This window comes from Paenibacillus sp. SSG-1, assembly GCF_002224835.1.
In the GTDB taxonomy this organism is placed as follows: Bacteria; Bacillota; Bacilli; order Paenibacillales; family Paenibacillaceae; genus Paenibacillus_AQ; species Paenibacillus_AQ favisporus.
This window is the reverse complement of record NZ_MBRK01000001.1, coordinates 4,567,498-4,590,565: the sequence shown is the minus strand read 5'-3', so window position 1 is coordinate 4,590,565 and position 23,068 is coordinate 4,567,498. Positions and strand designations below refer to the sequence as shown.

The following is a 23,068-nucleotide window of genomic DNA, read 5'->3' as shown; positions in this document are numbered from 1 at the left end:
GGCAGAAGATGTGCAGGGAGAATGGAGGAGGATGGCTCATGTCTTGGTGGATGTGGGTGCTCAATATTACCGGTTTGATTGTCCTGATTGCGGTGTTTTACGGGTTGGAGAAAAAATGGACGAGCAAGGCGATCCTGCTTGGGCCAATTCTCATTTATGTTCTGGTCTCCCTGGAAGACCTGATCGGCTGGATCGACCTTTCCCGGGTCGTACCGGGAACAGGCGGGATGCGGGCCTTGATTCTGATCTTCTGCCTGAGCTCGGTCATCTTCTACGTGCTGTATATTTTCAACCGGATTGCCGAGTCGGCCCTGAAAAAAGAAGTGCAGCTCAAAACCGTCATTACGCGCATCAGCATGGCTACGTTAACATGCATCCTCTTTTTTACCGTTATCTACACGTCGATTTACAAGCTCTTCGGCCATAACAGCTTCGACGGCAAAAATATCGGCAACGATTTGCTGAGCCAGGTGATTTCCTTCTTGTATTTTAGCGTTGCAACCTTTGCTACCGTCGGCTACGGGGATATCACTCCTGTCGATAACACCTCCAGAGGAGTCGTCGTGATGGAGATTGCCTTTAGCTTTATTACGGTTGCTTATGCGCTGTCGCTGCTGAGCGTGTTCCGTAAAATTTTTAAAGAGGGCCCGGAGGGTGCAGGTCAGGAGGAGGGGTAAACTTTCCGGCATCATGCCCGGACTTTGCGCAATAACCGTTGAGTGTATCCCTTTGAACAGCAGCGTATGTCCCGGGCCAGTGCACCGCCTCCGGCGGAATGATCCGCACTGCTGGAAGAGCGGCGGCCTGAAGGATATAATAGGGGAAAGTCCTATTCTATTCCAATACAGGAGGCCGCCTGCATGAAAAATACGCCGCATCCGGGAACGGGAAGTCGGCAGGATGCAGCCCAGCCGGAGCTGCCCGGCAGCCGGCTCACCCGCAGGCAATTTTTGAAGCGCGGCGTCGCCCTAGCGGCCGGAGCGGGATTGCTGACAGGCGCTTACGCCTGGTTATGGGAGCCGCAGCTGCTGGATACTGTGTACCAGACCCTGGTATGTCCGCGGCTGCCGGCGGCTTTTCACAACTTGAAAGTCGTCCATTTCAGCGATGTCCACCTCGGGTTTCACACCCGAAAGAAGCACATCGAGCATCTGATTGCGGCCATTCGCAGGGAAGCTCCCGAGCTGATCTGCTTTACCGGCGATATCATTGATTCGAGTGCGGAGGCGATGAACGAGTATATTCCGCTGCTCGCTTCGATCGAAGCCCCTCTTGGTAAATTTGCGGTGCTGGGCAATCACGATTTTTGGGGAGGGAGCGGCAAGGATGTGAGCCACAAGCTGCAGGTGGCCGGCTTTAGGGTTCTGCAGAACAGCAGCCAGCTCCTGAACCGCGGCGGACAGTCTATCGCGGTGGTCGGCTTGGATGACTGGCTGCATGGATTTCCCGATCCGCAGAAGGCAAGAGCCGGCATTCCGGATGATATGTTCAGCTTGCTCTTGATGCATGAGCCGGATTACGCCGGTAACGCGGCCCTGTTTCCTTTCGATCTGCAGCTGTCCGGACACAGCCATGGCGGACAGGTGCGTCTGCCCCTGCTCGGTGCGCTGATGACGCCTCCGGGATCCAAACGGTACGTCATGGGCATGTACGAAGTGGGAGAACGCCGAATGCCGCTGTATGTCAACCGGGGGATCGGGGAGACCCACCTTCCCGTCCGCTTGTTATGCAAGCCGGAGCTTACCGTCTTCACCCTGCAGTCTGGCGCTCGTTAGACAAGCTGGTAACGATTCGAATCAAATGAAGGGAATCAAGCGAAGGAAGGGGAGAAGAGCGTGCTGAATGAGGACACACGAACGCCGATGCCCCTGCTTACGGGCAGCCGTCTGATGATGAAACCGATCGAACCGCAGGACGCGCCGAGGCTGCTGGATATCCTGGCAGACCCCCAGGTGATCAAATACGTGACCCAGAGCTCCTTCTTCAGCTTTGCCCGCTCGCGGCGCATCGCCTCGGAGCTGCTGAGCACCGGCCGCAGGGACTCGCTGCACATGGGCATTTGGCTTCATGGCGAGCGCGAGCTGGCCGGCGTGGTGTCGATGCAGCATTGGCGTGAGGAGAAGCGCGATGCCATGATCGGCTATATGCTCGCCAAAGCGTACTGGGGCAGGGGAATCGCCACCGAAGCGCTCGGCTTGATGCTGCACTATGCCTTCACCGAGCTGAAACTGCTGCACATCGAAGGCAGATGCCATGCGGTCAACACGGCGTCGGCCAGGGTCATGCAAAAAAACGGGATGCAGCTCAGCCGTACCTTTCAGCATAGACGCATGTTTTTCGCCGCGCCGGTCGAGATGATGGTGTACGCTCATACCGACCGTACCTATGATGAATACCGGAAGGGGCTGCAGCTTCAGGCAAACCAGGAGAATGCGCCAAATCTGCAATCATATGAAATCAGGTAAGATTTGTAACATAAATGAAATATTGCTGTTATGGGACTCTAACAGAGACCGGGTAAACTTATTCACATGACCCCCTTTTTGAAAATATAAATGATGTTCTGGGACCCGGATCGTGCGGGTTCATTTTTTTTGCCCAAAAAAAGAGGCTCCCTCAGAGGGGAACCGCCTTTTTGTCTTTGCCCTTGAAATACACCCATTCCCGGAATCCGATGTCCTTCAGGCGCCGGGCTACTTCGTCCCGCTCGTCTCCAACCCTTCCAGGAACATGAGCGTCCGAGCCGAAAGTGACGTCCACGCCGAAGTGGAGCGCCCGCTCAAGGATGGCGTCCGCCGGGTACCAGCCGCCGCTGAGCTTCGTTTTGCCCGATGTATTGATTTCGATCGCGATTCCGCACTCGGCAATGGTCTGCAGCGTTTCGTCAATGATCTCATCGGCGGGAATGTCGGAGAAGGCCGGGAAGTTGCCTTTCATCGCGTCAATATGCCCAAGGATTTGGAACATGCCGCTTCGGGCGGAGTCCTGGATCAGCCGGTAATACTCCTCCTTGACGCGGATGCGCTCCTGTTCGGACAGCCCCTTCCAGCGGTTTTTGTTAAAGATGCTGACGCCGCCCACGCTATGTACCGAGCCGATGATGTAGTCAAACGGAACATCGGCAAGAAACTTCCTGTATGTTTCGGCATGCTCCGGAAAAAAGTCGGATTCGATGCCGAGCAGCACGTCGATGCGCCCCTCGTATTCCTTTTTCAAATCAAGCACTTCCCGCACATAATGCTGAAGCTCCGATTTGCCCATGGCGATGCGCGGAAACGCCCGGTCCTCTTTCTCGCCAAAATAGGGGGTGTGGTCCGAAATGCCGATGACTTGAAGTCCGGCCTCCAGCGCCGCTTCCACGTAATCCCGGATATTGCCGTCGGCGTGCCCGCAGCGGAAGTGATGGGTATGCAGATCGAATTTCATATCGTACTCCTCCTTGTCAATAATCGTTGGAATCAAAGGTCTGCGGCGGGGTTACTCCGAGCTGATGAAGTTCGTTTCCGGCATGCCTTTCAGGTCGCTCAGAAACTGCTGCATGGCCGAGTTCAGGTATTTGCCGGACTTGTAAATGACGCCGACGGGATGGCTCACTTCCAGTTCGGTCAGCGGTATGATCTTCAGTGTGCCGAGGCGGAGCTCGCTCGCGACCGACTGTTTGGACATGATCGCCGCGCCGAGGTCGATTTCGACCATCCGCTTGATTTCTTCACTGCTGGACAATTCCATGACGACATTGGGCTCGATTCCGTGCTTTTTTAAAATATCATCGGCAAACCGTCTGCCCACCGTATCGGGTGACAGCAGGATGAGGGGCGTTTCCCGGAGGACATCGATCGTGACGGCCGTCTTCCGGGCAAGCGGATGGCGCGGGGAGACGATCAGCTCGAACGTGTCATAGTACAGAACCGACGTCATCAAATTGGGGTTGCGCTCGATCAGATAACCCAGGCCCACATCGATCTGTCCGTTCTCCACGCTGGTGTAAATCTGGGATGAAGCCATGGACATGATGGAGGTTTTGATGAGTGGAAACTGGTTCTGGAAGTAAGAAAGGACTCTGGGTAAAATTTGTATGGCTATCGAAGTGGTGGTTCCGAGCACGATGTGTCCCTGCGGTGTTTGATCCAGGTCGTACAGGCGCTCTTTCAGCTCTTCCACAATCGCTAGAATCCGTTCGGCATGGCTGAGAAACACTTCTCCGCGGTCGGTCAGCGTGACGGGCTGATTCCGGTCCACGAGCACCGTCTTGAACTCGTCCTCCAGACTTTTGATCTGGGCAGACACAGCCGGCTGGGTTAAGTTGAGCAGTTCTCCGGCTTTGCGGAAGCTCATGGTTTTCGAGATGGTAATCAGGGTCTCCAATTGGCTAATGTTCATGCATTTCCTCCTTCGGCGTTGATGCCTGCCGTCAAGCAGATCAGTTCGAACAAGTGTATCCTTTCATTATATGGGATTCCGGAAGTCAGGGCAACGCGGGCGGGGCAGCCGGTGATTCGTTTTATTTTTGGAAAAAGCAATCTACAAAATTCGCCACGGTCTTCAAAATTGCTCCGGAAGTACCGATATAGATAAAGGGAATCATCCCGGTTTTCTTTCTTAAATAGGAAAGCCGGTGGATATATAAGGGTATTTATACCCTGGATTGAAGACGTTTCATGAATTTTTCGTGATTTATTCCAGGGTTTAAAGTATAATTATTCCAATGGTAATGGGACTTTTGGGACATGTCCCAACCCGTTGTGAAAGGGGCAGTAATTACATATGAAGGCTGAAGTCATTAATCCTTTTCTGGAGTCCGCCCGGACCGTCATTGAACAAGTGATTCAGGTTACCCCTTCTACAGGCAGCCTCGGGGTGAAGAATATGGAGATCATCGAGGATCACATCTGGATTCAAATCGGGATGACAGGACAGCTTACCGGCAACATCGTGTTCGGAATTCAAGAGCATGTAGCGCTGCGGATGGTGTCCGTGATGATGGGCGGTTACATTCTTACGGAAATGGACGAAATGGGCCAGAGCGCCATATCCGAACTTGGTAATATGATCAGCGGCAATGCCAGCACGATTTTGTCCAACCAAGGGGTCACGGTCGACATTACGCCTCCGAGAGTGATGAAGAGCGAGCACATCGAGTCGTTCCTTCCGCAAAAGGCGCTCAGCATTCCGCTGCTTATGGACGGAATCGGCGAACTGGATATTCAGGTCATGATATCTTAAAATATCAGCAAGGAATAACGGCAGGAAGCACAAGCGTTACGTTTGCTGATCCCTGGGCATGATGCTGGTCCGCTGTGAGCATGCGGGCGACGTTATCCTACAGAAGTGGGAAAGGGCGGGAACAAACTCTGGACGGCGCTGCTGCGCTGATTCGGGGTGTTCCGGCTTGCTTTCCTATAGGAGGACGAGAAGCCATGTTAAAGGACAAAGTCGTCGTGATCACCGGGGCGTCGAGCGGGATCGGGGCCTTGACGGCGAAGCTGGCCGCAGCGGAAGGCGCGGTGACGGTGCTGACCGCCAGGTCGGAGCAGCGCTTGCAGGAAGCAGCTGAAGGCATGACGGGATCCTTTGAATTGCGGGCCATGGATGTGACCCGGGAGGACCAGGTGAGCACCACGATGCAAGACATTATACATAAGTACGGCCATATTGACATTTTGCTGAACAATGCGGGCTACGGCAAGTTTGAGACGATTATGGACATGCCTGCCCAAGAGTTCGGACAGATGATGGACGTCAACTATATGGGCACGGTCCGGTGCACCAAGGCGGTGCTGCCGTCAATGCTCCAGCGCGAAGCGGGACATATCATCAATGTGGCGTCGATGGCGGGGAAAATCGGAACGGCCAAATCCACGGCGTACACGGCCACGAAGCATGCCGTTCTCGGCTTCAGCAACGCTCTCCGGCAGGAGTTGCGGGAATCGGGCATTCGGGTGTCGACGATCAATCCAGGTCCGATCGATACGCCGTTTTTTGACATTGCAGATCCGTCGGGTGGATATATCAGCAACGTGAAATGGCTGATGATGACGCCGGAACATGTAGCCCGCAAAATCGTCAAGGTGATGCATACCGGGAAGGAAGAAATGAACCTGCCGGGGAAAGCGGCGGTCGCCATGCGCCTGTACCAGATGTTTCCTAGACTGGCGGACCGGCTGACCTACCGGATCATGAACCGGAAGTGATACGCCTTCTGATCTCTATAAATAAGCTGGCTCCCATGAGGGGCCGGCTTATTTTTTACGCCTGCAGAATTTTGCGGTGAGTCCTATACTTGCATTTGGTGGGATGGCGCTTTTGGCATATAATGATAAAGAATGACTTAAACATAAAGGATGAACGATTTCATGAACCCGACTTCTTTTGAAGCAACAGGTATTGACCGAGTATGGATAGACAAGCTGGCCGAGTACGGCATAACGGAGCCTTCGCCGGTCCAGGCGCAGGCCATTCCTGCGGTGCTGCGCGGAGCGGATGTGCTCGCCCGCTCGCAGACGGGAACCGGCAAAACGCTGGCCTACCTTCTGCCCGTACTGCAGACCATCGATCCGGAGCTGAAGGCGACCCAGAAGCTTATTCTTGCGCCGACCCAGGAACTGGCGATGCAGATTGTACGCGAAGGCGAAAAATACGGGGAAGCCCGCGGCATCGGTGTGCTTGGGCTGATCGGCGGGGCCGCGGTCAAACGCCAGGTGGAGAAGCTGCGGCTGCATCCCCAGCTTGTGGTCGGAACTCCCGGCAGAGTCCGCGAGCTGATCGAGATGCGCAAGCTGAAGATGCATCACGTCTCGACCATCGTGGTGGACGAGGTCGACCAGGTATTTCAGCTCGGCGGTGCCGGCGACGTCGACCGGATATTGAGCAGCGCACTGCGTGACCGGCAGCTGGTATTCCTGTCGGCCACGGTCAGCGAGAGCACGGCGGCGCTGGTCAAACGGGAGATGCGCAGCCCGGTCGAAATCGGCATCGACCCGGACCAGACGACCGCGCCGGGGCTGGAGCATTTGTATGTGGTGGCCGAGGAACGCGACCGGGTCGACATGCTGCGGCGCCTTATCCGCCAGTACAACCCGCAGCGGGCGATCGTCTTCGTCAATCAGACCGAATCGATCGCCGAGGTGGAGGCGAAGCTGACCCATTTGGGCATCGCGGCGGAGGGATTGTACGGAGACGCGGACAAACTGGCGCGCAGCCGGGTGCTGGGCGGCTTCCGCCACGGCAGGTTCAAAGTGCTCGTGGCAAGCGACGTGGCGGCGCGCGGGCTCGATATCGAAGGGCTCGAGCTCGTCATCAACTTCGACCCGGCGCCTGACGCCGAGCACTATGTGCACCGTGCCGGACGGACGGGCCGGATGGGGCGCAGCGGGCGCGTCATCTCGATTGTGACGGACCGCCAGACCTTTATTATGCGGAAGTTTGCAGGAGAGCTCGGCATCTCTCTCGAGCCGCGCGTGCTGTACGGCGGCAAAGTGCTGACGCCGGAGCAGTTTGCAGCCCGGAAGGGGGAGCCGTCAGGCCAGCCCCATCAGCGCCAGGTTCGGCCATCCGGGAGCCAGGCAGGCATGGCGGAAGTGCGCGGCAGCCGGCAAGGAGACTTGAAGCCGGCTAAGGGGAGCGCCAGCGGCCCATCCAGCCCGGGCGAACCGCGGGAAGGCAGCAGCGGACGCCGCGACGGCCGGGATACGACCCGGCAGGGCGGTGAGCCTTTCAAGGGCGGCAAACCGGCGGCCCGCCAGAGCCAAAGCGAACGGGAGCGTATCCGCAAGAACAAGGGCGCCCCGAAATGGTTGAAAAATAAACCTCCCCGGGCTTAATCGGCGAACGGGGAGGCAAGTACGGATGGATTCTCCCGTGCGGACACGCCCCTGGCTGTTCCGCCCGGGAATTGAATGAGGTGAAGAGTTGATGAGTGATACGGCTGTGCTGGATATTCAAGGCCTCATCGGTGGTTACAGCCTGAACCGCCCAGTGCTGCACGATATTTCGTTTCAGGTCGGGTCCGGCGAGATGGTCGGCCTGATCGGATTGAACGGGGCCGGCAAAAGCACGACAATGAAGCATATTCTCGGATTAATGCATCCGCAAAAGGGTGACATCCGCGTGAAGGGCAAGAAGCGGGAGGAAGACGCCGGGACCTACCACGGGGCGCTTGCCTTCGTTCCGGAATCTCCGCTGCTCTATGACGAGATGACCGTCAGGGAGCATTTGGAGTTTACCGCAAGAGCGTACGGCGTTGACCGCCAGGACTACGAAGAGCGGGCGGACCGGTTGTCACGCATCTTTCGGATGCAGGACAAGATGGACAGCTTGTCCACGCACTTATCCAAGGGGATGCGGCAGAAAGTCATGATCATGTGCGCGTTTGTGGCCCGGCCTTCCCTGTACATTATCGACGAGCCGTTCCTTGGCCTGGATCCGCTCGGCATCCGCTCCCTTCTTGATTTTATGGTCGAGCTCAAAGAAGGCGGGTCGTCGATCCTGCTGAGTTCCCATATTTTATCGACGATCGAGAATTACTGTGACCGCTTTATCGTTCTCCACCAGGGACGCGTGATCGCGCAGGGGACGCTGGAGGACATCGCCGCGCAGGCCGGCAGACCGGGACTGCCGCTGGAGGAGCTGTTCTATACTCTCGTGCAGGGCAGGGATTGAATGATGGACTTGAAAAAACTTCGGATGGAGCGGCGCGGCCGCTTCTGGGGGGAGGTCACCCCTTATCTCGGCTACGTGATCCAAAGCGGTGTGGCCGTGCTGCTGCTGTTTATGCTGATTGCTTTTGCGGCGTGGTACACGTCGCTCGTTCAGCATATTCCAGCCGGGCTGCCGATTCGCTGGATTATGCTGATCCTGTTCGTGCCGCTGACGGTAAACAGCAGCTTCCGGACGTACTTGCAGCCGGCGGACACGGTGTTTCTGCTGCCGCAGGAGTCCAGGATGAACGATTATTTCAAGGCAGGCTGGACCAGCGGCGTCGTTTATAAACTTATCGGCCTTGCCCTGGTCTTCATCCTGTCCTGGCCGCTGTATGTACGCAGTGATGCGGATCCCAAGTCCTTCTGGCCGTTCCTGCTCCTCCTGTTTGCCTTGAAGATTCTGGCTGCCTACGGCTGTTGGAAGGAGCTGCGGATGGTTTCCCGCCGGGCATCGGCAGGTTACCGTCTGCTGCGTTACGTCGTGCTGATCCTTGCGGTTGCCGCCTGGCTGTGGCAGCCGGAGTGGCGGAGCCTTCTGTTTATCGTGCTGCTGGCGCTGACCTATATCGCCGCCCTGCGCATTCCGGCCAAGCACTTGGTGGCCTGGGAGCGGCTGATTGCCGTGGAGAAAACGCACAGCGCCCGCGTTATGCAGATCCTCGGCTGGTTCGTGAACGTTCCAGGCAGGCAGCAGCGCGTCTATCCGCGCAGGTGGATGTCCTGGGCGGGGAACCGGGTTCCCTGGAAGCCGGAGGCAGCGTACCGCTATTTAATTACGAAGAGCTTTGTCCGCAGTGATGTATTCAGCATCGTGATCCGGGCAGGCATCCTCGCAGCGCTCCTCGTTTGGTGGACCCGGCAAGGGCTGCTCGGCAGCGGGATTTACCTGTTTTTCGTATTCGTGATCGGCGTTCAGCTGTCCTCGCTGCTGCGCTACCACCAGGAATCCTTCTGGCTGCACATTTATCCGGTGCCGCCAGCATCGCGCAAGCAGAACGCCGTTAACCTGGCTTTTCAAATTCAGCTGGTTGTAGCTGTATTGATCTGGCTGCCCATGCTGGGTGCGGGGAGCGGCCGAATCGGACCGATGCTGCTGACGCTGCTTGGCGGGGTCGTGATCAGCGTGCTGTTCCGTTATTTTCAGTCCCGGAAGGGCAAGAGTGATGATGATGACGATGACGATGAATAGACAAGCGAAAAAAGACCGGGAATAGGCTCCCGGTCTTTTGGTGCATCCGTCCAAACTGCCGAGAGCTCAGCAGTCGGCTTGGATGCGATTTGCCTGTTTACTTTTTCGATTATAACCAGAAAGAACGAGTGATGATAACCAAGAGGATGAAGAGAACCAGGATAGCGCCTGTGTTGCCAAACAATCCGTGGCAATGTCCATATCCGTATCCATATCCGCCTCTTACTTCTTCGCTCATTGTGCATTCCCCTTTACAGTGGTTTGTTTTTCGTTACACCGTATCCTATGTCTAGGGGGGCTGCTGTGCTTGGGCAATCACCCGTTCTTTCCTAAAAAAATAGGTTGTTGATGGTTGCCCGCTAAATGGTACTTCCGTGCTTATTTCCGCTGCAGATCCTGAACGCCCTGATAGATCAAATCGAACAGGTCTTCGAGATATTCCTCGTCGATGCAGGAAAACGCGATGCGCAGGTCATGCTCGCCGAGAGCGATCGTGCCGACTCCGTATTGGTGGATCAAGTGGCTGCGCAGCTCCTCGGCCGACACGCCTTTCAGCTTCAGGCACATGAAATATCCCGAATTAAACGGATAGTACTCCCACACATCACCGTACTTGCCGCTGTCCAGCAGCGATTTCACTTTGTTGGCTCGGCCTTTCATGATGTGGAATTTCTCTTCTTTCTGAGCCGCGAAATCAGGCGACTTCAGCGCGTCCAGCACGAAGGTCTGGGAAGGATGGGGGCCGCTGGAAATCGTCGCGCGAATGATGCCAAGTGTCTTTTGCTCGAGGGCGGCGAGCACGTTGGTATCTTGGGAAGCGTAGGTGATGAAGCCGACGCGGAATCCCCAGACGAACTCCTCTTTGGTGGCACCGTCGACTTTAACGGCCAGTACGCGCGGATGGATATCCGCCAATTTGCCGAACAGCGACTCTTTGAGGGAGTCCTCAAAGAAAAGGCCGAAATAGGCATCGTCCGTAACCGCCACGACATTGATGCCGGCTTCGGCGGCTTCCTTGATGGCAGCGACGATGGCTTCGCCTTCCGCCGGACCCGGCGTGTAGCCCGTCGGATTGTTCGGGAAGTTGAGCAGCACGACGGCTTTGCCTTTGTCCTTCTGGGCCAGCAGGGCTTCGCGAAGTCCGTCGCTGTTGAAGGTCATGTCCCCGGTGAACAGCGGATAATTGACCAGTTCGCCATGGCGGCGGATGCCGAAGGTCAGCTCGTAGTTCTCCCAGTTTTTGTCCGGATAAATCACGGCGTCCCCTTCGTCCACGAACAGATCGGCCACGATACTAAGCCCGTGGGTCAGGGCGTTTGTCACAATCGGGCTGCTGACCGTTTTGCCCGCGAGCGACGGGTTTTCTTCGATCATTTTTGCCAGCCAGGCAGCGCGCAAGTCGGGTTTGCCTGCGGGCGGTGCGTATGGGTACAGGTCCTTCGGCGCGAATGCGGACAGCTTCTCCTGGATAGCAGCCAGATGCATCGGGATGCCCTGTTCGGTCGCAATGCCGATCGTTGCGTTATATTTTTTGGCATGGCTGGTCGCTTCCGCGGATTGGCTCAGGATGCCTTCCTTCGGAAAATAGATTTCCTGGCCGAGCTTGGACAACATTTCGTACACATGCGCGTTGCCGGCTTTCAAACTTTCGTTCAACTGTGCAGCGAGTGGGTTTAACATGGTTTCCATCCTTCCAAATCTGTGTAATGATAGGCTTTTGCAAGGTATATGCCATTTTAACTGCCTAACATTATATCACCTGCGATGAGAGCCGTCACGGAAAAAGGAAAAGGATGGTTGTGCTGTGAAAAAGGCTCTCTAAGGCGCTTGGTGAATCATGCCGCTTACTCTTCTTCGGAATAAGGATCCGGGGCCAAGGTTTGCTGCATATGAGGGCAAGCGCTGCTGCGAATCAGCTCCATCGTCTCCCGGTCCTTGCCGCGGCCTCTGGCGTCCAGCCCCTGCAGCACCTGTTCCCTTTTGTCCTCCGTCAAATTTTGCCCAAACTTGAACTTCGCAGTAATTCGGTCGGGAACGATCCGCAGAACGGCGACCCCGCGCAGCCTGGAAGCGTATTTGGGATTGGCCGCGTCAATGGGGGCGTATCCGCCCTCGGGCTGGAGCTTGTTCATAAACAGGGTAAAGGCGGCTGCTTTCTCTTCCAGGTCCTGTACGATTTCGACCCGTCCCGATGCGGTCACGCTCTTGAAATACGAAGTGGCGGGGCAGGCCATCAGAGGGTCGGTGAAGTAGGAAGGAATGATCGCATATTCCTCCGCGACGCTGAAGTTCACCGCGGGATTGGCGGCGAGGTGGTCCATTTTTTCGCCGAAACGGCTGCCATGCATGTAGAACATGCCTTGATGATACACATAGTTAATCGGGGTCACCCGGGGATGTCCGTCTTCTCCGAGGGTTCCCAGGAAGCCAAAGCTCATCTCCGACAAAAACGCCTCGATTTCTTCCTCACGCGTCACTTCAAATTCATTTCTTCTCATTGGTTTTCTCCTCCTTGATGCATCGCTTGCCGATCGGCGGTTATCGCTGCGGTGACAACAGCATAACGGGAATATTGACAAGGAAAAAGGTCCAATTTAGAGTATTTTTTATAGTCCATTTTGCTGGCGATTGAGACGATAAGGGGTCACGGGAGGAAAAATACGTTTGTTGCATCTGGTTCCGCAGCAATGGAAGGGAGGACGGCATGGAGATATCCCTGCATCTGGAAACTTATATTGAGAAACACCGCTACAAATACCTGGCGCTGTATCACGCTTTGAGGGACGCCATTATGGAGGGGAGGCTGCCTGGAGGAACGAAGCTGCCTTCGACCCGCGAGCTGGCGGATCAATACGGCTTGTCGAGAGGATCGGCCGCCTTAGGTTACGATATGCTGGTGTCGGAAGGCTATGTCCACAGTGAAGTGGGCCGGGGGACCTTCGTGGCTCAAGCGGGACCTGCGCCAACAGCAGGGGGGGATGCGGCTGCCGCACCGCTTGCCCTATCCCGCTGGGGAGAGCGGCTGCTAGAGCCCCCGCCAATCTCGAGATCCGGCGACGGCAAGGCTCCCGCCGGCATCGACTTGGGGGGAGGCGGGATGAGCATGGAGCTGTTTCCCTATGCGGAGTGGCGCAGCGCCATGGCCTATGCAGGAGGCCGGGGCGGAGAGGATATGCAGCGCGGCGCTGATCCCGCCGGGGACCTTGGCCTCCGGCAGGCGCTCGCCGCCCATCTGCGCGTCACGCGGGGAATTCATACCGATCCGGAGCAAATCGTGCTCTTCAGCGGATCAATGCAGGGTATTACCCTTCTCTTTCAGCTGCTGCTGAATGAAGGCGAGGCGGCCGTGCTTGAAGATCCGTGCTATTCGGGAATCATCCGGGCGGCGGCTGCCTGCGGAGCGGAAGTGATTCCGGCTGAGGTCGATGTCCACGGCATCCGTCTGTCCGATTGGGACGCCCGCCTTGTACTGGTGACGCCGAGCCGCCAGTACCCGACCGGCGCCGTCCTGACGCTGGAGCGGCGCCGGCAGCTGCTGGACTGGGCGGAGCGGCACGAGGCGGTCATCCTGGAGGACGATTACGACAGCGAGTTCCGCTTCGGCGGCAGGCCGATCGAGCCGCTAAAGACGCTGGATACGCGGGATCGGGTCATTTATATCGGCTCCTTCTCGAAGACGATGTTTGCCGGGCTGCGCCTGGGTTACGCCATCGTCCCCCAATCGCTCGTGGATGCGGTGCTGCGGGCCAAAACGCTGTACGAGCCGCTGACGACAGGGCTGCTCGAGCAGCGGGCGCTTGCCCGGTTTATGGCCCGCGGCGATTATGGCCGGCATCTCCGCCGGCTTACGCGGATCTATGGTGCCCGCCATCGCCGTTTCTGCACCCGGATGCGGGAGAAGGCGGGGCATCTGTTCTCACTGATGCCGGGAGATTCCGGCCTGCATGTGTATGCCTATTGGTTGCAACCGCCGGAAGCTTTTGCAGCCTTTACAGCCGCAGCAGCGGCTCGTGGCGTAACGTTCAGGGACGCGTCCGGCTACAGGATCCAGCCGGGACCGCCGGCCGCCTTTTTCAGCTATGCCCGATGGGATGAGCGGCAGCTGGAGGAGGGGGTTGACCGGCTGGCTGCGGCATGGGAGGATATCCGGCATCGTATGAACGAATAGTCGAAGGCAGATCCTGTAGATTGTGTGCGGTTATTTACGGCATTGGGAGAAGGCGCGATTTTGGACAGGCCTACAGGGGCGTAAACCCGTCGGAATCCCAGGGGGATGGGCCGGATGTGCAAAAACCGCGCCGAAATAGTATCATAGGGAGGAAAGATATGAGTCTATGATATAGGGGGGAATGACGACATGCTGCACGCATCGCCGTCATCTTTTGAAATATTGCCGTCCCTCGCCAAAATTGTGTGCGAGCCCGGCTGGAAATGGCAGAAGCGCGAGAAGGCGCTGGAAAATTACGATTTATTTTACGTATGGAGCGGGGAAGGGACCGTCATCCGGAATGACGAACCGTATGAGGTCGGCAAGGGGAGCTGCTTCCTGTTCAGGCCCGGAGACCACACGAGCGCCACGCACAATCCGCAGAAGCCGCTCGTTCTGACTTACAGCCATTTTCGGGTGTCCGAGCCTGTGACGGATATTCCGCTGCCGTACCGGAAGCTGACGGAAACCGTTGACTTTGAATACATGCTTGCCCGTTACGTCAGGCTGTTTCTTGTGAACACCTTCGCCGCCCAGGAAGAGGGGCAGCTCATCCTGAAGCAGCTGATGATCCATCTGCTCCGGCACGACCGGCAGCAGCCGGAGGAGAAGAAGGTCAGCAACCAGCTGACCGAGGTGATCCACGAGATCGCCAATTACATTCAGCAGCATCCCGGCTTACCGCACCGGGTCGAGGATCTGGCCGCCCGCGCCGGGTTGTCGCCGCGGTATTTCTCGATCAAATTCAAGGAGCTGATCGGCTCACCTGTTCAATCTTACATTATCCGGACGCGGATCGACCGGGCGCAGCATCTGCTCCTGCATGCCGGTATGAACGTCACGGAGGTGGCCGATGCGCTCGGATACCGCGACATTTTTTTCTTCAGCCGGCAATTCAAGCAGTATACGGGCAAGAATCCGTCCGAAATCCGGTAATTGTTTCCTGCTGTTTCGCGGTCTTCCCCTTTCGGGTAATAAGCTTCATGCTTGCAAATGCACCGAATAAACGAAGGGAGGAAAGAGTCGGATGAGCAGACGGCGGATTCGCAGGCGTGACGGGTATGCCGCAGCTGCGGCGGCGCGGGGGAACGGCCGTAACCGGATGCGCCGGTTCAGACCGGTCAGCATCATGAGCGACGTATGGTTTTAACCCCACTCGTTAACCTTTTTTATGAACTTCATCACACCTGATATAAATGATGTCTAAGAGCAGCGCGGGATGCCAGCCCGCCGCTGCTTTTTTGTGCGCGCATCATTAGATTGAAATGGTCAGTAGTACCGATTACGCGGAGAATACGGTTCGCGGTTGCGCCCTCCCCTGGCCTGCCGGCTTATGGTATGCTGTGGGAGCAAGGTGTTAAGCAGAGGATGGAGGATAGCGAAATGAATGAAGCATTCGGAGCAAATTCGGAGGACAGCCTGCGCCTCCTGCTGGTTCAGGCGGAGCAGGTGCTGATGTCCGCACTGGAGAAGTTTGGCATTAAGGAGGAGCAAGCGGAATTTATTCAAATTTCAGACCATATTACGTACCGGGTGAGCGCGCGGTCCGGCGGCAAATTTTTGCTGCGGATCCATCCGGTGTCGGCCGACGTACCGGCCATCCGTTCGGAAATGATGTGGCTGAATTGGCTTTCTTCCCAAGGCCTGCCGGTTCCGGAAGGCGTAGCGGACCAGGAAGGGAATACCGTGGCGATCTGCGAGGCGGACCGAAGCCAGGGCTGGCCGGTGACGCTGCTGCGCTGGATCGAAGGGGAGCAGGCGGAGGGCGGCCTCGATGACAGGCAGGTGTACCGGATGGGCGTGCTTATGGCCAGGCTCCATCAGGCTGCGCAGAGCTTTGTTCCGCCGGAAGGGTTCGTCAGACCCGAATGGGGGGCTGCGAGCCTGACAGAAGATATGCAGCGGCTGGAACGGCGGCACCGCGCCTTTCTGAGTTCCGATGAATGGGCGCTTTATGTACAGGCGGCGGACCTCATCAGAGGGCGGATCGCCGCATGGCCTCCGGGCCCTTCCCGGTACGGTATGATCCATGCGGATCTCCACGAAGGGAACGTTGTATTCACGGACGGGGAACCTTGCCCGATCGATTTTGGCCGCTGCGGGTTCGGTTATTATGCATACGACTTGGCGCAGGCGCTCATCGGTCTGTACCCGGCACAGCGAAGCATGCTGCTGGACGGGTACGAAAGCATGCGACTTCTTCCGAAGGAGAGCGTGTCCATGCTGGAAACCTTTTTCCTGCAGGCGGTCCTGGAGAATCAGGCGTTTCACGCCGGCAACCCGCAGGAAATTCCGTCGCTGAAGGAACAGAAGGGGTATATTCTGTCCGCGATCCGCAGCTACTTGGCGGAAGAGCCGTTTTTGTTTCCGGCGAAATAACATCTGAACGGGGAGTGGAGCGCAATTGGGAGGACATGATGAGCGGCCGGTCGCGCTGGTCACGGGCGGTTCCAGCGGCTTCGGGCTGCTGGCCAGCGTGGAGCTGGCCGCCTCCGGATACACGGTTTTTGCCGGCATGCGAAGGCCGGAAGCGAGCGGGGAGCTGATGGACGCTGCGCAGACGGCGGGGGTAATACAGCATATTCACGTGGTTAGGCTGGATGTGACGGACGGGGGACAGGTGCTTGAGGCGGTATCGGGCATCCTGAAATCCCACCGACGCATTGACGTGCTTGTGAACAATGCAGGTACCGCATACGGAGGAATGATCGAGGAGATTCCGATGGACGTGTGGAAGGCGCAGCTGGAAACGAATTTCTTCGGGATGGTTGCGGTCACCCAGGCTGTTCTTCCCGCGATGAGGGAGGCACATCAGGGAACAATCATTCAGATCAGCAGCGTCAGCGGGGCTGTCGGATTTCCCGGTTTTGGCCCCTATGTCTCGTCGAAGTTTGCTGTGGAGGGATTTAGCGAATGCCTTGCCCTGGAAATGCGGCCATTCGGCGTCGATGTCGTTGTGGTGGAGCCGGGTTCGTACGGAACGGCCATTTGGGACAAAGGATTTGCGCAGATGAGCGCCGCCGAGCGGTCACCCTACGAGCGGATGCTGAGCCAGGTGATGGCCTTTTCCCGTGACAACGCCGGCCAGCGCGGCGATCCGGCCGATGTGGCCCGGCTGATCGCGAGAATCGCACGTATGAACAAGCCGGCATTCCGTTATGCGCTGCCTGCCGGCACACGCTGGACGATGAAGGCCAAGCAGCTGCTTCCGGGCCGGTGGTTTCAGCGGATTATGCTCGCGCTCCTAAGCAAAAAAGGCTGAGCCGGATTCGCTTCCGGTTCAGCCTTTATGCGGGTGCAGCTGACCGAGCAGCTGGCCCATGCGGACATGATCTCCGGTCCGGAGGTCTGTCCGCGGGGTGAATGCGCCGTCCTGGATCAGCAGCACGACGGTCGAACCGAACTCAAAATAGGCGAGCGGGTCGCCGTTACGCCAGGAATTGGCGGTTTCGTCGTCGTAGCGGATGCTGCTGACATTCATGGCGCCGACTTTGACGACCGCGACTTCTCCCAGGGCTCCCTTGATATACGTTATCAGCCTCTCATTGCGGCACAGCACGGATTTCATCTGGGTCATGCCAAAATCATTGACCGGGTAGCACCGGCCCTTGATATGCTCGCTCTCCACTTTCACGCCTGTGATTGGAGAGTGGATCCGGTGATAGTCGGTAGGGCTGAGGTACAGCACAAAGACATAGCCATGTTTATATAACTCCAGGTGGGGAGAGAAATTAAGCAGCTCCGCCACCGAATAATCCTGCCCTTTCACGTTCAGAATCGTGCCTGAGGTGATTTCACCCATTGCGGTGATCTTGGCGTCGACGGGGCTCGTGAGTACGTGCTCGCCTTCGTGAATTGGACGCATGCCGGGCTTCAGCCGCCGCGAAAAAAATTCGTTGAGCGTGCGGTATTCATAGATTTCTTTCTCCGCTTCATGCGCCGGGATCTGATAGCTTTTGATAAACGTAGGGATGATCCCTCTGCTGAGTCGGCTGTGCGAGAAGCGTCCCATCATGGAAGAGAGCCACTTTCGCGAGGAGAGCTCTGTCATGAGCCGCAGTAATTTCTTTGTCATGCCTAATCTCCCTTCCATACGTGCCTGTAGCACTCTGAATATATTGACATAGAACGGCTACCAAATCAATATGCAACAAATCCTGAAAACCGCCCCGGAGAAAAATGGTATTGCCAATCCTTCGAGGATCATGTATTTTGGAATCAATACGGGCCCGACGTCGACTCATCGCGGCGAGGTGCCTGTTACACGGAATCGAACCCAAGCATCTATCGCTTTGGACGGCGATGGCTCCGGGACCAGGAGGCGGCGATGCCGCGCCTTGCGTTCATCTGTGTACATATGGGAATACGGGAGCTCGAGCGAATCGGGCTGAGAGTGCAGCTAATGAACCGCTGCTGACCGGGAATCTGATCTGGATAATGCCAGCGTAGAGAATTCAAGTCCTTTTATGGGCTTATTTGACGATCTCCCTCGCTTATCCAGGGGGTTTTTTTATTGCCCAATTTTGGAAAAAGAAAGGATGTTGTCAAATGAACAGCAGTACGATGCAGATGGATCGGCCGAAGGGGCTCAAGCTCAGCGACCTGCTCGTGACGATTCTGCTCTCCCTCGTGATCGGGGTGGTGTACCATTTTTGGGGTTCGGTGAACGACTTGTTCAAGCCGTTGTTTTTCCAAGCGGATGAGCTGATGTACGGCATGTGGTTCCTCGCTTCGACGCTTGCCGCGCTTCTGATCCGCAAGCCCGGCGTAGCCCTCCTGGCCGAGGTTGCCGCGGCTCACGTAGAAATTCTGTTCGGCAGTGAATGGGGCCTTCAGCTGGCGATTTACGGCGTGGCGCAAGGTCTAGCCGCGGAGCTGATCTTCGCCCTGTTCCGTTACCGCAAATTCTCTATGGGGGTAGCAGCGCTGGCCGGCATGGCTTCGGGATTGGGATCATTCCTGGTGGATGTGTACTACGGCTACGTCACGGACTATACGACATGGATGATTGTGTTGAAGTACGTGATGCGGTTAATCAGCTCGGCGGTACTCGCAGGGTACCTCGCGTATGCCCTGACCAAAGCTTTGGAAGCAACCGGAGTAACCCAGCTGCTCCGGCCGGTGACAGCCAAGGATTATGAAGCGCTCGATCATGACTGAGACTAACCGGGGTATCGCGACGATGCAGCATTCGGCGGTGCATGAGACGGGTCAAGGAGCGGATCAAAGGACGGATCAAGGGAGCGGGCAAATTGCCGTTTCGGTAACGGACCTGCGCCTGAAGTTTCCGGGTGAGAAGGCGTTCGTGTTCAAGGATGTTTCCCTGTCCGTGCCGGCCGGGGAAAAGGTGCTTCTGCTCGGCCCAAGCGGATGCGGGAAATCGACGCTGCTGCAGGTGCTCGGCGGGTTGATTCCGGCGGTCATTGACGTTCCGCTCAAATATGCGGACATTCGGAAGCCCCGCTCGTGCGGGTATGTATTTCAGGACCCGGATACTCAGTTCTGCATGCCGTATGTCGATGAGGAGCTGGCGTTTGTGCTGGAGAACCGCCAAGTAGCCAGGGAGGATATGGTGCCGCGGATGCGGGAGGCGCTCGGACGGGTCGGCCTGGACCTCGAAGAGCTGCACACTCCGATTGAACGGCTGTCCCTGGGGATGAAGCAGCGGCTCGCGCTCGCTTCGGTCCTTCTGCTGGAACCGGAAGTGCTCCTGCTGGATGAGCCCTCGGCGCTGCTGGACCCCGAGGGGAGACAGCAAATTTGGGAGGCGGTTCGCGGTGTATCGGCCGGACGGACCGTGCTGATCGTCGAGCACCGGATCGAAGAAATCGTGAACTGGGTCGACCGGATCGTTCTGTTCGCGCCGGACGGAAGCATTCTGGCCGACGGCAAGCCGTCCGAAATCTTCACGGCGTACCGCCGGACCCTTCAGGAAAATGGCATTTGGTATCCCGGCGTTTGGGAGGATTATATCCGTCACCGGGATACATGGAACAGCGGCCTGGTGCAATCCCCGCAGCAAGGTGCGGACTTGGCGGCGCCGGTCCTCTCCTTGCGGGGGTTTGTCGGTCTCCGCGGAGATGCGCCGGCGATTATGGTGGAAGAGGCGGAGGTATATGCCGGCGATTTTGTCGCCGTTGTCGGTCCTAACGGGGCGGGAAAAAGCTCCTTGCTGCTGAGCCTGATGCAGCTTCTTCCGACCGCCGGCAGCTACGTGCTGGAAGGCAGGCTGCTGCAGGGAAGGGGCAGGAAGCGGACCTGCCCTTCGGACCGGATCGGGTTCGTGTTTCAGAACCCGGAGTTTCAGTTTGTGGCCCAGACAGTACTGGAGGAGACGGCCTTTTCCCTTCACATGCAGGGCGGCATGTCGCGGGCTGAGGTGGAGCGTAAAGCCGAAGACTGCCTGAAGACGTTTCATTTGCACGGCTTGGAGAACCGGCATCCGTATCAGCTCTCGACCGGACAGAAACGCAGGCTGAGCGTTGCCACCGCGGCGGTCCGCCGCCAGGCGGTGCTGCTGCTGGATGAACCGACGTTCGGGCAGGATGCCCGCAACGCCTTTGCCATCCTGGAATACTGCGAAGCGCTTCGCCGCAGCGGCACGGCGATCGTTATGGTGACGCATGAGCGAGAAATCGCTGAGCTGGCCGCTACCCAGGTATGGGAAATCCAAGGCGGAAGCCTGATGGCGATAAAGTCCGGGAGGCGGAGGCTTGAGGGAGAAGGCGCAGCTTCGGATGCGCAGGAGGAGGTGAGCGGATGAACCGGTTTTTGACTCCGAGCCGTCATACCTGGCTGCACCGGGCGAATCCCTCGCTGAAGCTCGCCGTGCTGATCATGTTGTTTATCGTTACGATTCAGACGCGAAGCATTGATTTTGCCGTCTATCAGGCAGCGGTCTACATCGCCCTCCTGTTTCTGCTCAGCGGTTATCCGGCATGGAAGGTGGGGCTGCTCGTTCTCTCCTTCAGCCTCGTATTCGTCTCTTCATCCCTGACGATGATCCTTTTCGGGAAAGGGGATCACGTCTGGTGGCAGTGGGGGCTGTTCCGCGTATCCGAGGAAAGCTTCTACCGCGGGCTGCACCTGGGATTCCGGGCGATTGCCTTTGCGGCAGAAGGACTGCTCTTCGTCATGACCACGCCGTCCGTCAAGCTGTTCTATTCGCTGATGCAAAATTTTCGCCTTCCCCCCAAATTCGCATACAGCTTCATGGCGTCGATCCGGCTGCTGTCCATCGTATGGGAGGAGTTTCTCATCCGCAGGCAGGCGCTGCGGATCCGCGGCGTACGGACAGGCCGGGGGCCGAGTGGCCTCCTTCAGCATGTCCGGCTGTATGCGGTGCCGCTGCTGTCGCAGAGCATCCGCCGGGCGCACCGCGTTGCCGTGGCGATGGAAGCGAAGCAGTTCAGCGGGTCGGGGCGCAGAACGTACTATTATCCGTCGGCTTTCAGCAGGTATGACGGGCTGGCAATTCTCATGTTCGTCATTGCCCTAGCGGCTGCGTACTATGCGGCCGCTGCCGTTCCCTGGTTCGGCATCGAAGATGTCAGGTACCATGGACAAGGTTAAGCCGTATGATAACTATTAGCCGATGCAGAACAGACCGAAAAAGCAGCATGACGCATTTTCGGTCTTTCGTTTAAGCATCTTTTTGTCCGGCATCCGTTGTTTTCCCGGTTTCCCGTTCTGCGTTTTTACCTGCTTTATCGGATTTCCGGAGGTTGCGCACAATTTATGGCAGACTAACCCGGGATCCGTGCTCAAAGTCCTATGCCGGCGTGCTGCCGATTTACCAGGTACCGGGCATAGGCCATGGGCTCACGATAGGTTTTTTTCCAATACTGGGGCATATTGGCGTTTCGGAAGCCGTAACGCTGATCCCGTCCGTTGCATTCAATAAAATACGGCTTGCCGCCCTTCGTGACGCCGATATCCAGGCCAAGGTCCGCCGCAAAAGGCAAATGCTGCTCCAGCTGCCGGACCACGCCGAAGGCGAGCTGATGTACGCTATCCGAGATTCTGTCCGCAGATAACCCCGGCAGGCTTTCGGCCAGAATTCGTTCGGCCGGGAAGGCCTTGCCGCCTTGAGCGACATTGGAGACGAACATTCGGGATGCGGCGACTTTGGCATACATTCCCGTCAGGCTCCAGCTGCCGCTGATGCCTCGCTGGATGGAGACGCGAAGGTCATAAGGCCGCTGTTTATATTCCGCCAGTGCGATGCGTTCCTGGACAAGAAAGGGCGCCTGGGAGATCCGGCGCAGCAGGATGCCCGGAAGTTGTTGTCTATTCAAGCGAACCGTCGTCCATCCCAGGGATCGCCCGGTTCGGGCATAAGTAAGATACCAGTGCTGGCCGTGGGCGTGAAGGCGCATAATTCCTCTGCCGACGCTGCCGACGCAAGGCTTTAATATCAGATCACGATATCGCCGCATCATTTCCTGGACAGAGGAAGGGGCGGCGATCGTCGTATCGGGAAGATGCTGCGAAAGCAGCGGGTTACTTTCGAGCAAGTGATGAATTTCATCTTTCCCGTACCGATTGTGGGCGTTGAATATCATATATCCGCCGTCTATAAGACGTTGAATTCTATTTTTTGACCGCCCGTCAAAGTAGATGGCCCGGTTATGAATGACCCTTGGCAGCGGAAGCCTGGTGTAAACGTATTTTCCCTCTCTGAGAACAAACGCCGAACATTCATGGCGTTCAATATCGATATCCTGTAGTTTCATATAGCACGGCCTTAAGCCGAACATCCGGGCCGCCTCTTCATAATTGACGAGGGATTCCGCTCCCGTCTTTCCGCCGGGAATTCCCCGGTGCACCGCTGCATTCAGCAGAATTCCAACATCAGAAATCCACACGTTCATCCCTCCCTGGCATTCCGTCATCCCACTTTTTATATATCCTATGCCATAGATTGCTATAAGCAAGGGTCTTTGTCCGTAACGTGCCGCCTATTTTCTCAAA

The 23,068-nt window shown here is 57.1% G+C and carries 23 protein-coding genes and 1 riboswitch; of the genes, 16 read left to right on the top strand and 7 right to left on the bottom strand.

The features are described 5' to 3' along the window. The first annotated feature begins 38 nt into the window (after positions 1–38). The 3 genes from BCV73_RS21295 (at position 39) to BCV73_RS21285 (ending at position 2,465) form a co-directional block, all read left to right on the top strand. Positions 39–677, top strand: coding sequence for an ion channel (locus BCV73_RS21295; RefSeq protein ID WP_089548453.1), 639 nt, complete (start codon positions 39–41; stop codon positions 675–677). 183 nt (positions 678–860) lie between these two features. Beyond that, positions 861–1,775, top strand: coding sequence for a metallophosphoesterase (locus BCV73_RS21290; protein ID WP_089548452.1), 915 nt, complete (start codon positions 861–863; stop codon positions 1,773–1,775). Between the two features lie 60 nt (positions 1,776–1,835). Then, positions 1,836–2,465, top strand: a complete 630-nt coding sequence (locus tag BCV73_RS21285) for a GNAT family N-acetyltransferase (RefSeq protein ID WP_076174078.1) — start codon at positions 1,836–1,838, stop codon at positions 2,463–2,465. Positions 2,466–2,616: 151 nt separating this feature from the next. On the opposite strand, the gene BCV73_RS21280 is transcribed toward BCV73_RS21285, so the two are convergent. Both BCV73_RS21280 and BCV73_RS21275 read right to left on the bottom strand, forming a co-directional pair. After that, positions 2,617–3,426, bottom strand: coding sequence for a histidinol-phosphatase (locus BCV73_RS21280; protein WP_089548451.1), 810 nt, complete (start codon positions 3,424–3,426; stop codon positions 2,617–2,619). Positions 3,427–3,477: 51 nt separating this feature from the next. Beyond that, a complete protein-coding gene (locus BCV73_RS21275) occupies positions 3,478–4,380 on the bottom strand; it encodes a LysR family transcriptional regulator (protein ID WP_076174084.1) in 903 nt (300 codons plus the stop codon). A 384-nt stretch (positions 4,381–4,764) separates the two neighbouring features. Here BCV73_RS21275 and BCV73_RS21270 point away from each other — a divergent pair, with 384 nt between their 5' ends. The 5 genes from BCV73_RS21270 (at position 4,765) to BCV73_RS21250 (ending at position 9,888) form a co-directional block, all read left to right on the top strand. Continuing rightward, positions 4,765–5,223, top strand: coding sequence for a chemotaxis protein CheX (locus BCV73_RS21270; RefSeq protein ID WP_076174086.1), 459 nt, complete (start codon positions 4,765–4,767; stop codon positions 5,221–5,223). A 194-nt stretch (positions 5,224–5,417) separates the two neighbouring features. Then, the gene (locus tag BCV73_RS21265) at positions 5,418–6,191 is read left to right on the top strand and encodes an SDR family NAD(P)-dependent oxidoreductase (RefSeq protein WP_089548450.1); all 774 of its coding nucleotides are present in this window, start codon (positions 5,418–5,420) and stop codon (positions 6,189–6,191) included. A 162-nt stretch (positions 6,192–6,353) separates the two neighbouring features. Then, positions 6,354–7,820 (top strand): DEAD/DEAH box helicase, encoded by a 1,467-nt coding sequence (locus tag BCV73_RS21260; RefSeq protein WP_089548449.1) that lies wholly within the window; start codon positions 6,354–6,356, stop codon positions 7,818–7,820. 91 nt (positions 7,821–7,911) lie between these two features. After that, entirely contained in the window at positions 7,912–8,658 is a 747-nt protein-coding gene (locus BCV73_RS21255) for an ABC transporter ATP-binding protein (RefSeq protein ID WP_076174092.1), read from the top strand. A gap of 3 nt (positions 8,659–8,661) precedes the next feature. Further along, complete coding sequence (locus BCV73_RS21250; RefSeq protein WP_076174445.1) at positions 8,662–9,888, top strand: ABC transporter permease; 1,227 nt, start codon at positions 8,662–8,664, stop codon at positions 9,886–9,888. A 109-nt stretch (positions 9,889–9,997) separates the two neighbouring features. On the opposite strand, the gene BCV73_RS35460 is transcribed toward BCV73_RS21250, so the two are convergent. The 3 genes from BCV73_RS35460 to BCV73_RS21240 all read right to left on the bottom strand — a co-directional run bounded on the left by BCV73_RS35460 (position 9,998) and on the right by BCV73_RS21240 (position 12,386). Beyond that, positions 9,998–10,126: a YjcZ family sporulation protein gene (locus tag BCV73_RS35460; RefSeq protein WP_208629380.1), complete on the bottom strand. Its 129-nt coding sequence runs from the start codon at positions 10,124–10,126 to the stop codon at positions 9,998–10,000. Between the two features lie 140 nt (positions 10,127–10,266). Then, positions 10,267–11,568: an aminotransferase class I/II-fold pyridoxal phosphate-dependent enzyme gene (locus tag BCV73_RS21245; protein ID WP_076174093.1), complete on the bottom strand. Its 1,302-nt coding sequence runs from the start codon at positions 11,566–11,568 to the stop codon at positions 10,267–10,269. A 164-nt stretch (positions 11,569–11,732) separates the two neighbouring features. After that, on the bottom strand, positions 11,733–12,386 hold the full coding sequence (locus tag BCV73_RS21240) for a pyridoxamine 5'-phosphate oxidase family protein (RefSeq protein WP_089548448.1): 654 nt from the start codon (positions 12,384–12,386) through the stop codon (positions 11,733–11,735). Positions 12,387–12,592: 206 nt separating this feature from the next. Here BCV73_RS21240 and pdxR point away from each other — a divergent pair, with 206 nt between their 5' ends. From pdxR to BCV73_RS21220, 5 genes are all read left to right on the top strand, one after another. Next, a complete protein-coding gene (gene pdxR / locus BCV73_RS21235) occupies positions 12,593–14,056 on the top strand; it encodes a MocR-like pyridoxine biosynthesis transcription factor PdxR (protein ID WP_089548447.1) in 1,464 nt (487 codons plus the stop codon). 189 nt (positions 14,057–14,245) lie between these two features. Next, positions 14,246–15,031: an AraC family transcriptional regulator gene (locus BCV73_RS21230; RefSeq protein ID WP_076174099.1), complete on the top strand. Its 786-nt coding sequence runs from the start codon at positions 14,246–14,248 to the stop codon at positions 15,029–15,031. A gap of 91 nt (positions 15,032–15,122) precedes the next feature. After that, entirely contained in the window at positions 15,123–15,245 is a 123-nt protein-coding gene (locus BCV73_RS35890; protein ID WP_256992934.1) for a hypothetical protein, read from the top strand. Between the two features lie 233 nt (positions 15,246–15,478). Beyond that, entirely contained in the window at positions 15,479–16,474 is a 996-nt protein-coding gene (locus tag BCV73_RS21225; RefSeq protein WP_179232042.1) for a phosphotransferase enzyme family protein, read from the top strand. 25 nt (positions 16,475–16,499) lie between these two features. Continuing rightward, the gene (locus BCV73_RS21220) at positions 16,500–17,357 is read left to right on the top strand and encodes an SDR family oxidoreductase (protein WP_089548445.1); all 858 of its coding nucleotides are present in this window, start codon (positions 16,500–16,502) and stop codon (positions 17,355–17,357) included. 18 nt (positions 17,358–17,375) lie between these two features. Here the strand turns inward: BCV73_RS21220 and asd are convergent, their stop codons facing one another. After that, positions 17,376–18,170 (bottom strand): archaetidylserine decarboxylase, encoded by a 795-nt coding sequence (gene asd / locus BCV73_RS21215; protein ID WP_089548444.1) that lies wholly within the window; start codon positions 18,168–18,170, stop codon positions 17,376–17,378. Positions 18,171–18,450: 280 nt separating this feature from the next. Beyond that, positions 18,451–18,564: riboswitch (TPP riboswitch) on the top strand. Positions 18,565–18,643: 79 nt separating this feature from the next. Here asd and BCV73_RS21210 point away from each other — a divergent pair. The 3 genes from BCV73_RS21210 to BCV73_RS21200 are packed head-to-tail and all read left to right on the top strand — an operon-like array spanning position 18,644 to position 21,667. Further along, complete coding sequence (locus BCV73_RS21210) at positions 18,644–19,255, top strand: ECF transporter S component (protein ID WP_089548443.1); 612 nt, start codon at positions 18,644–18,646, stop codon at positions 19,253–19,255. Then, positions 19,248–20,858 (top strand): ABC transporter ATP-binding protein, encoded by a 1,611-nt coding sequence (locus BCV73_RS21205; protein WP_256992933.1) that lies wholly within the window; start codon positions 19,248–19,250, stop codon positions 20,856–20,858. The genes BCV73_RS21210 and BCV73_RS21205 overlap by 8 nt, the downstream gene beginning before the upstream one ends. Further along, on the top strand, positions 20,855–21,667 hold the full coding sequence (locus BCV73_RS21200; RefSeq protein ID WP_089548442.1) for an energy-coupling factor transporter transmembrane component T family protein: 813 nt from the start codon (positions 20,855–20,857) through the stop codon (positions 21,665–21,667). Before BCV73_RS21205 ends, BCV73_RS21200 begins: the two co-directional genes overlap by 4 nt. A 191-nt stretch (positions 21,668–21,858) precedes the next feature. Here BCV73_RS21200 and BCV73_RS21195 read toward each other — a convergent pair whose 3' ends face one another. Beyond that, positions 21,859–22,962, bottom strand: a complete 1,104-nt coding sequence (locus tag BCV73_RS21195) for a YheC/YheD family endospore coat-associated protein (protein ID WP_244169395.1) — start codon at positions 22,960–22,962, stop codon at positions 21,859–21,861. Between the last annotated feature and the right edge of the window lie 106 nt (positions 22,963–23,068).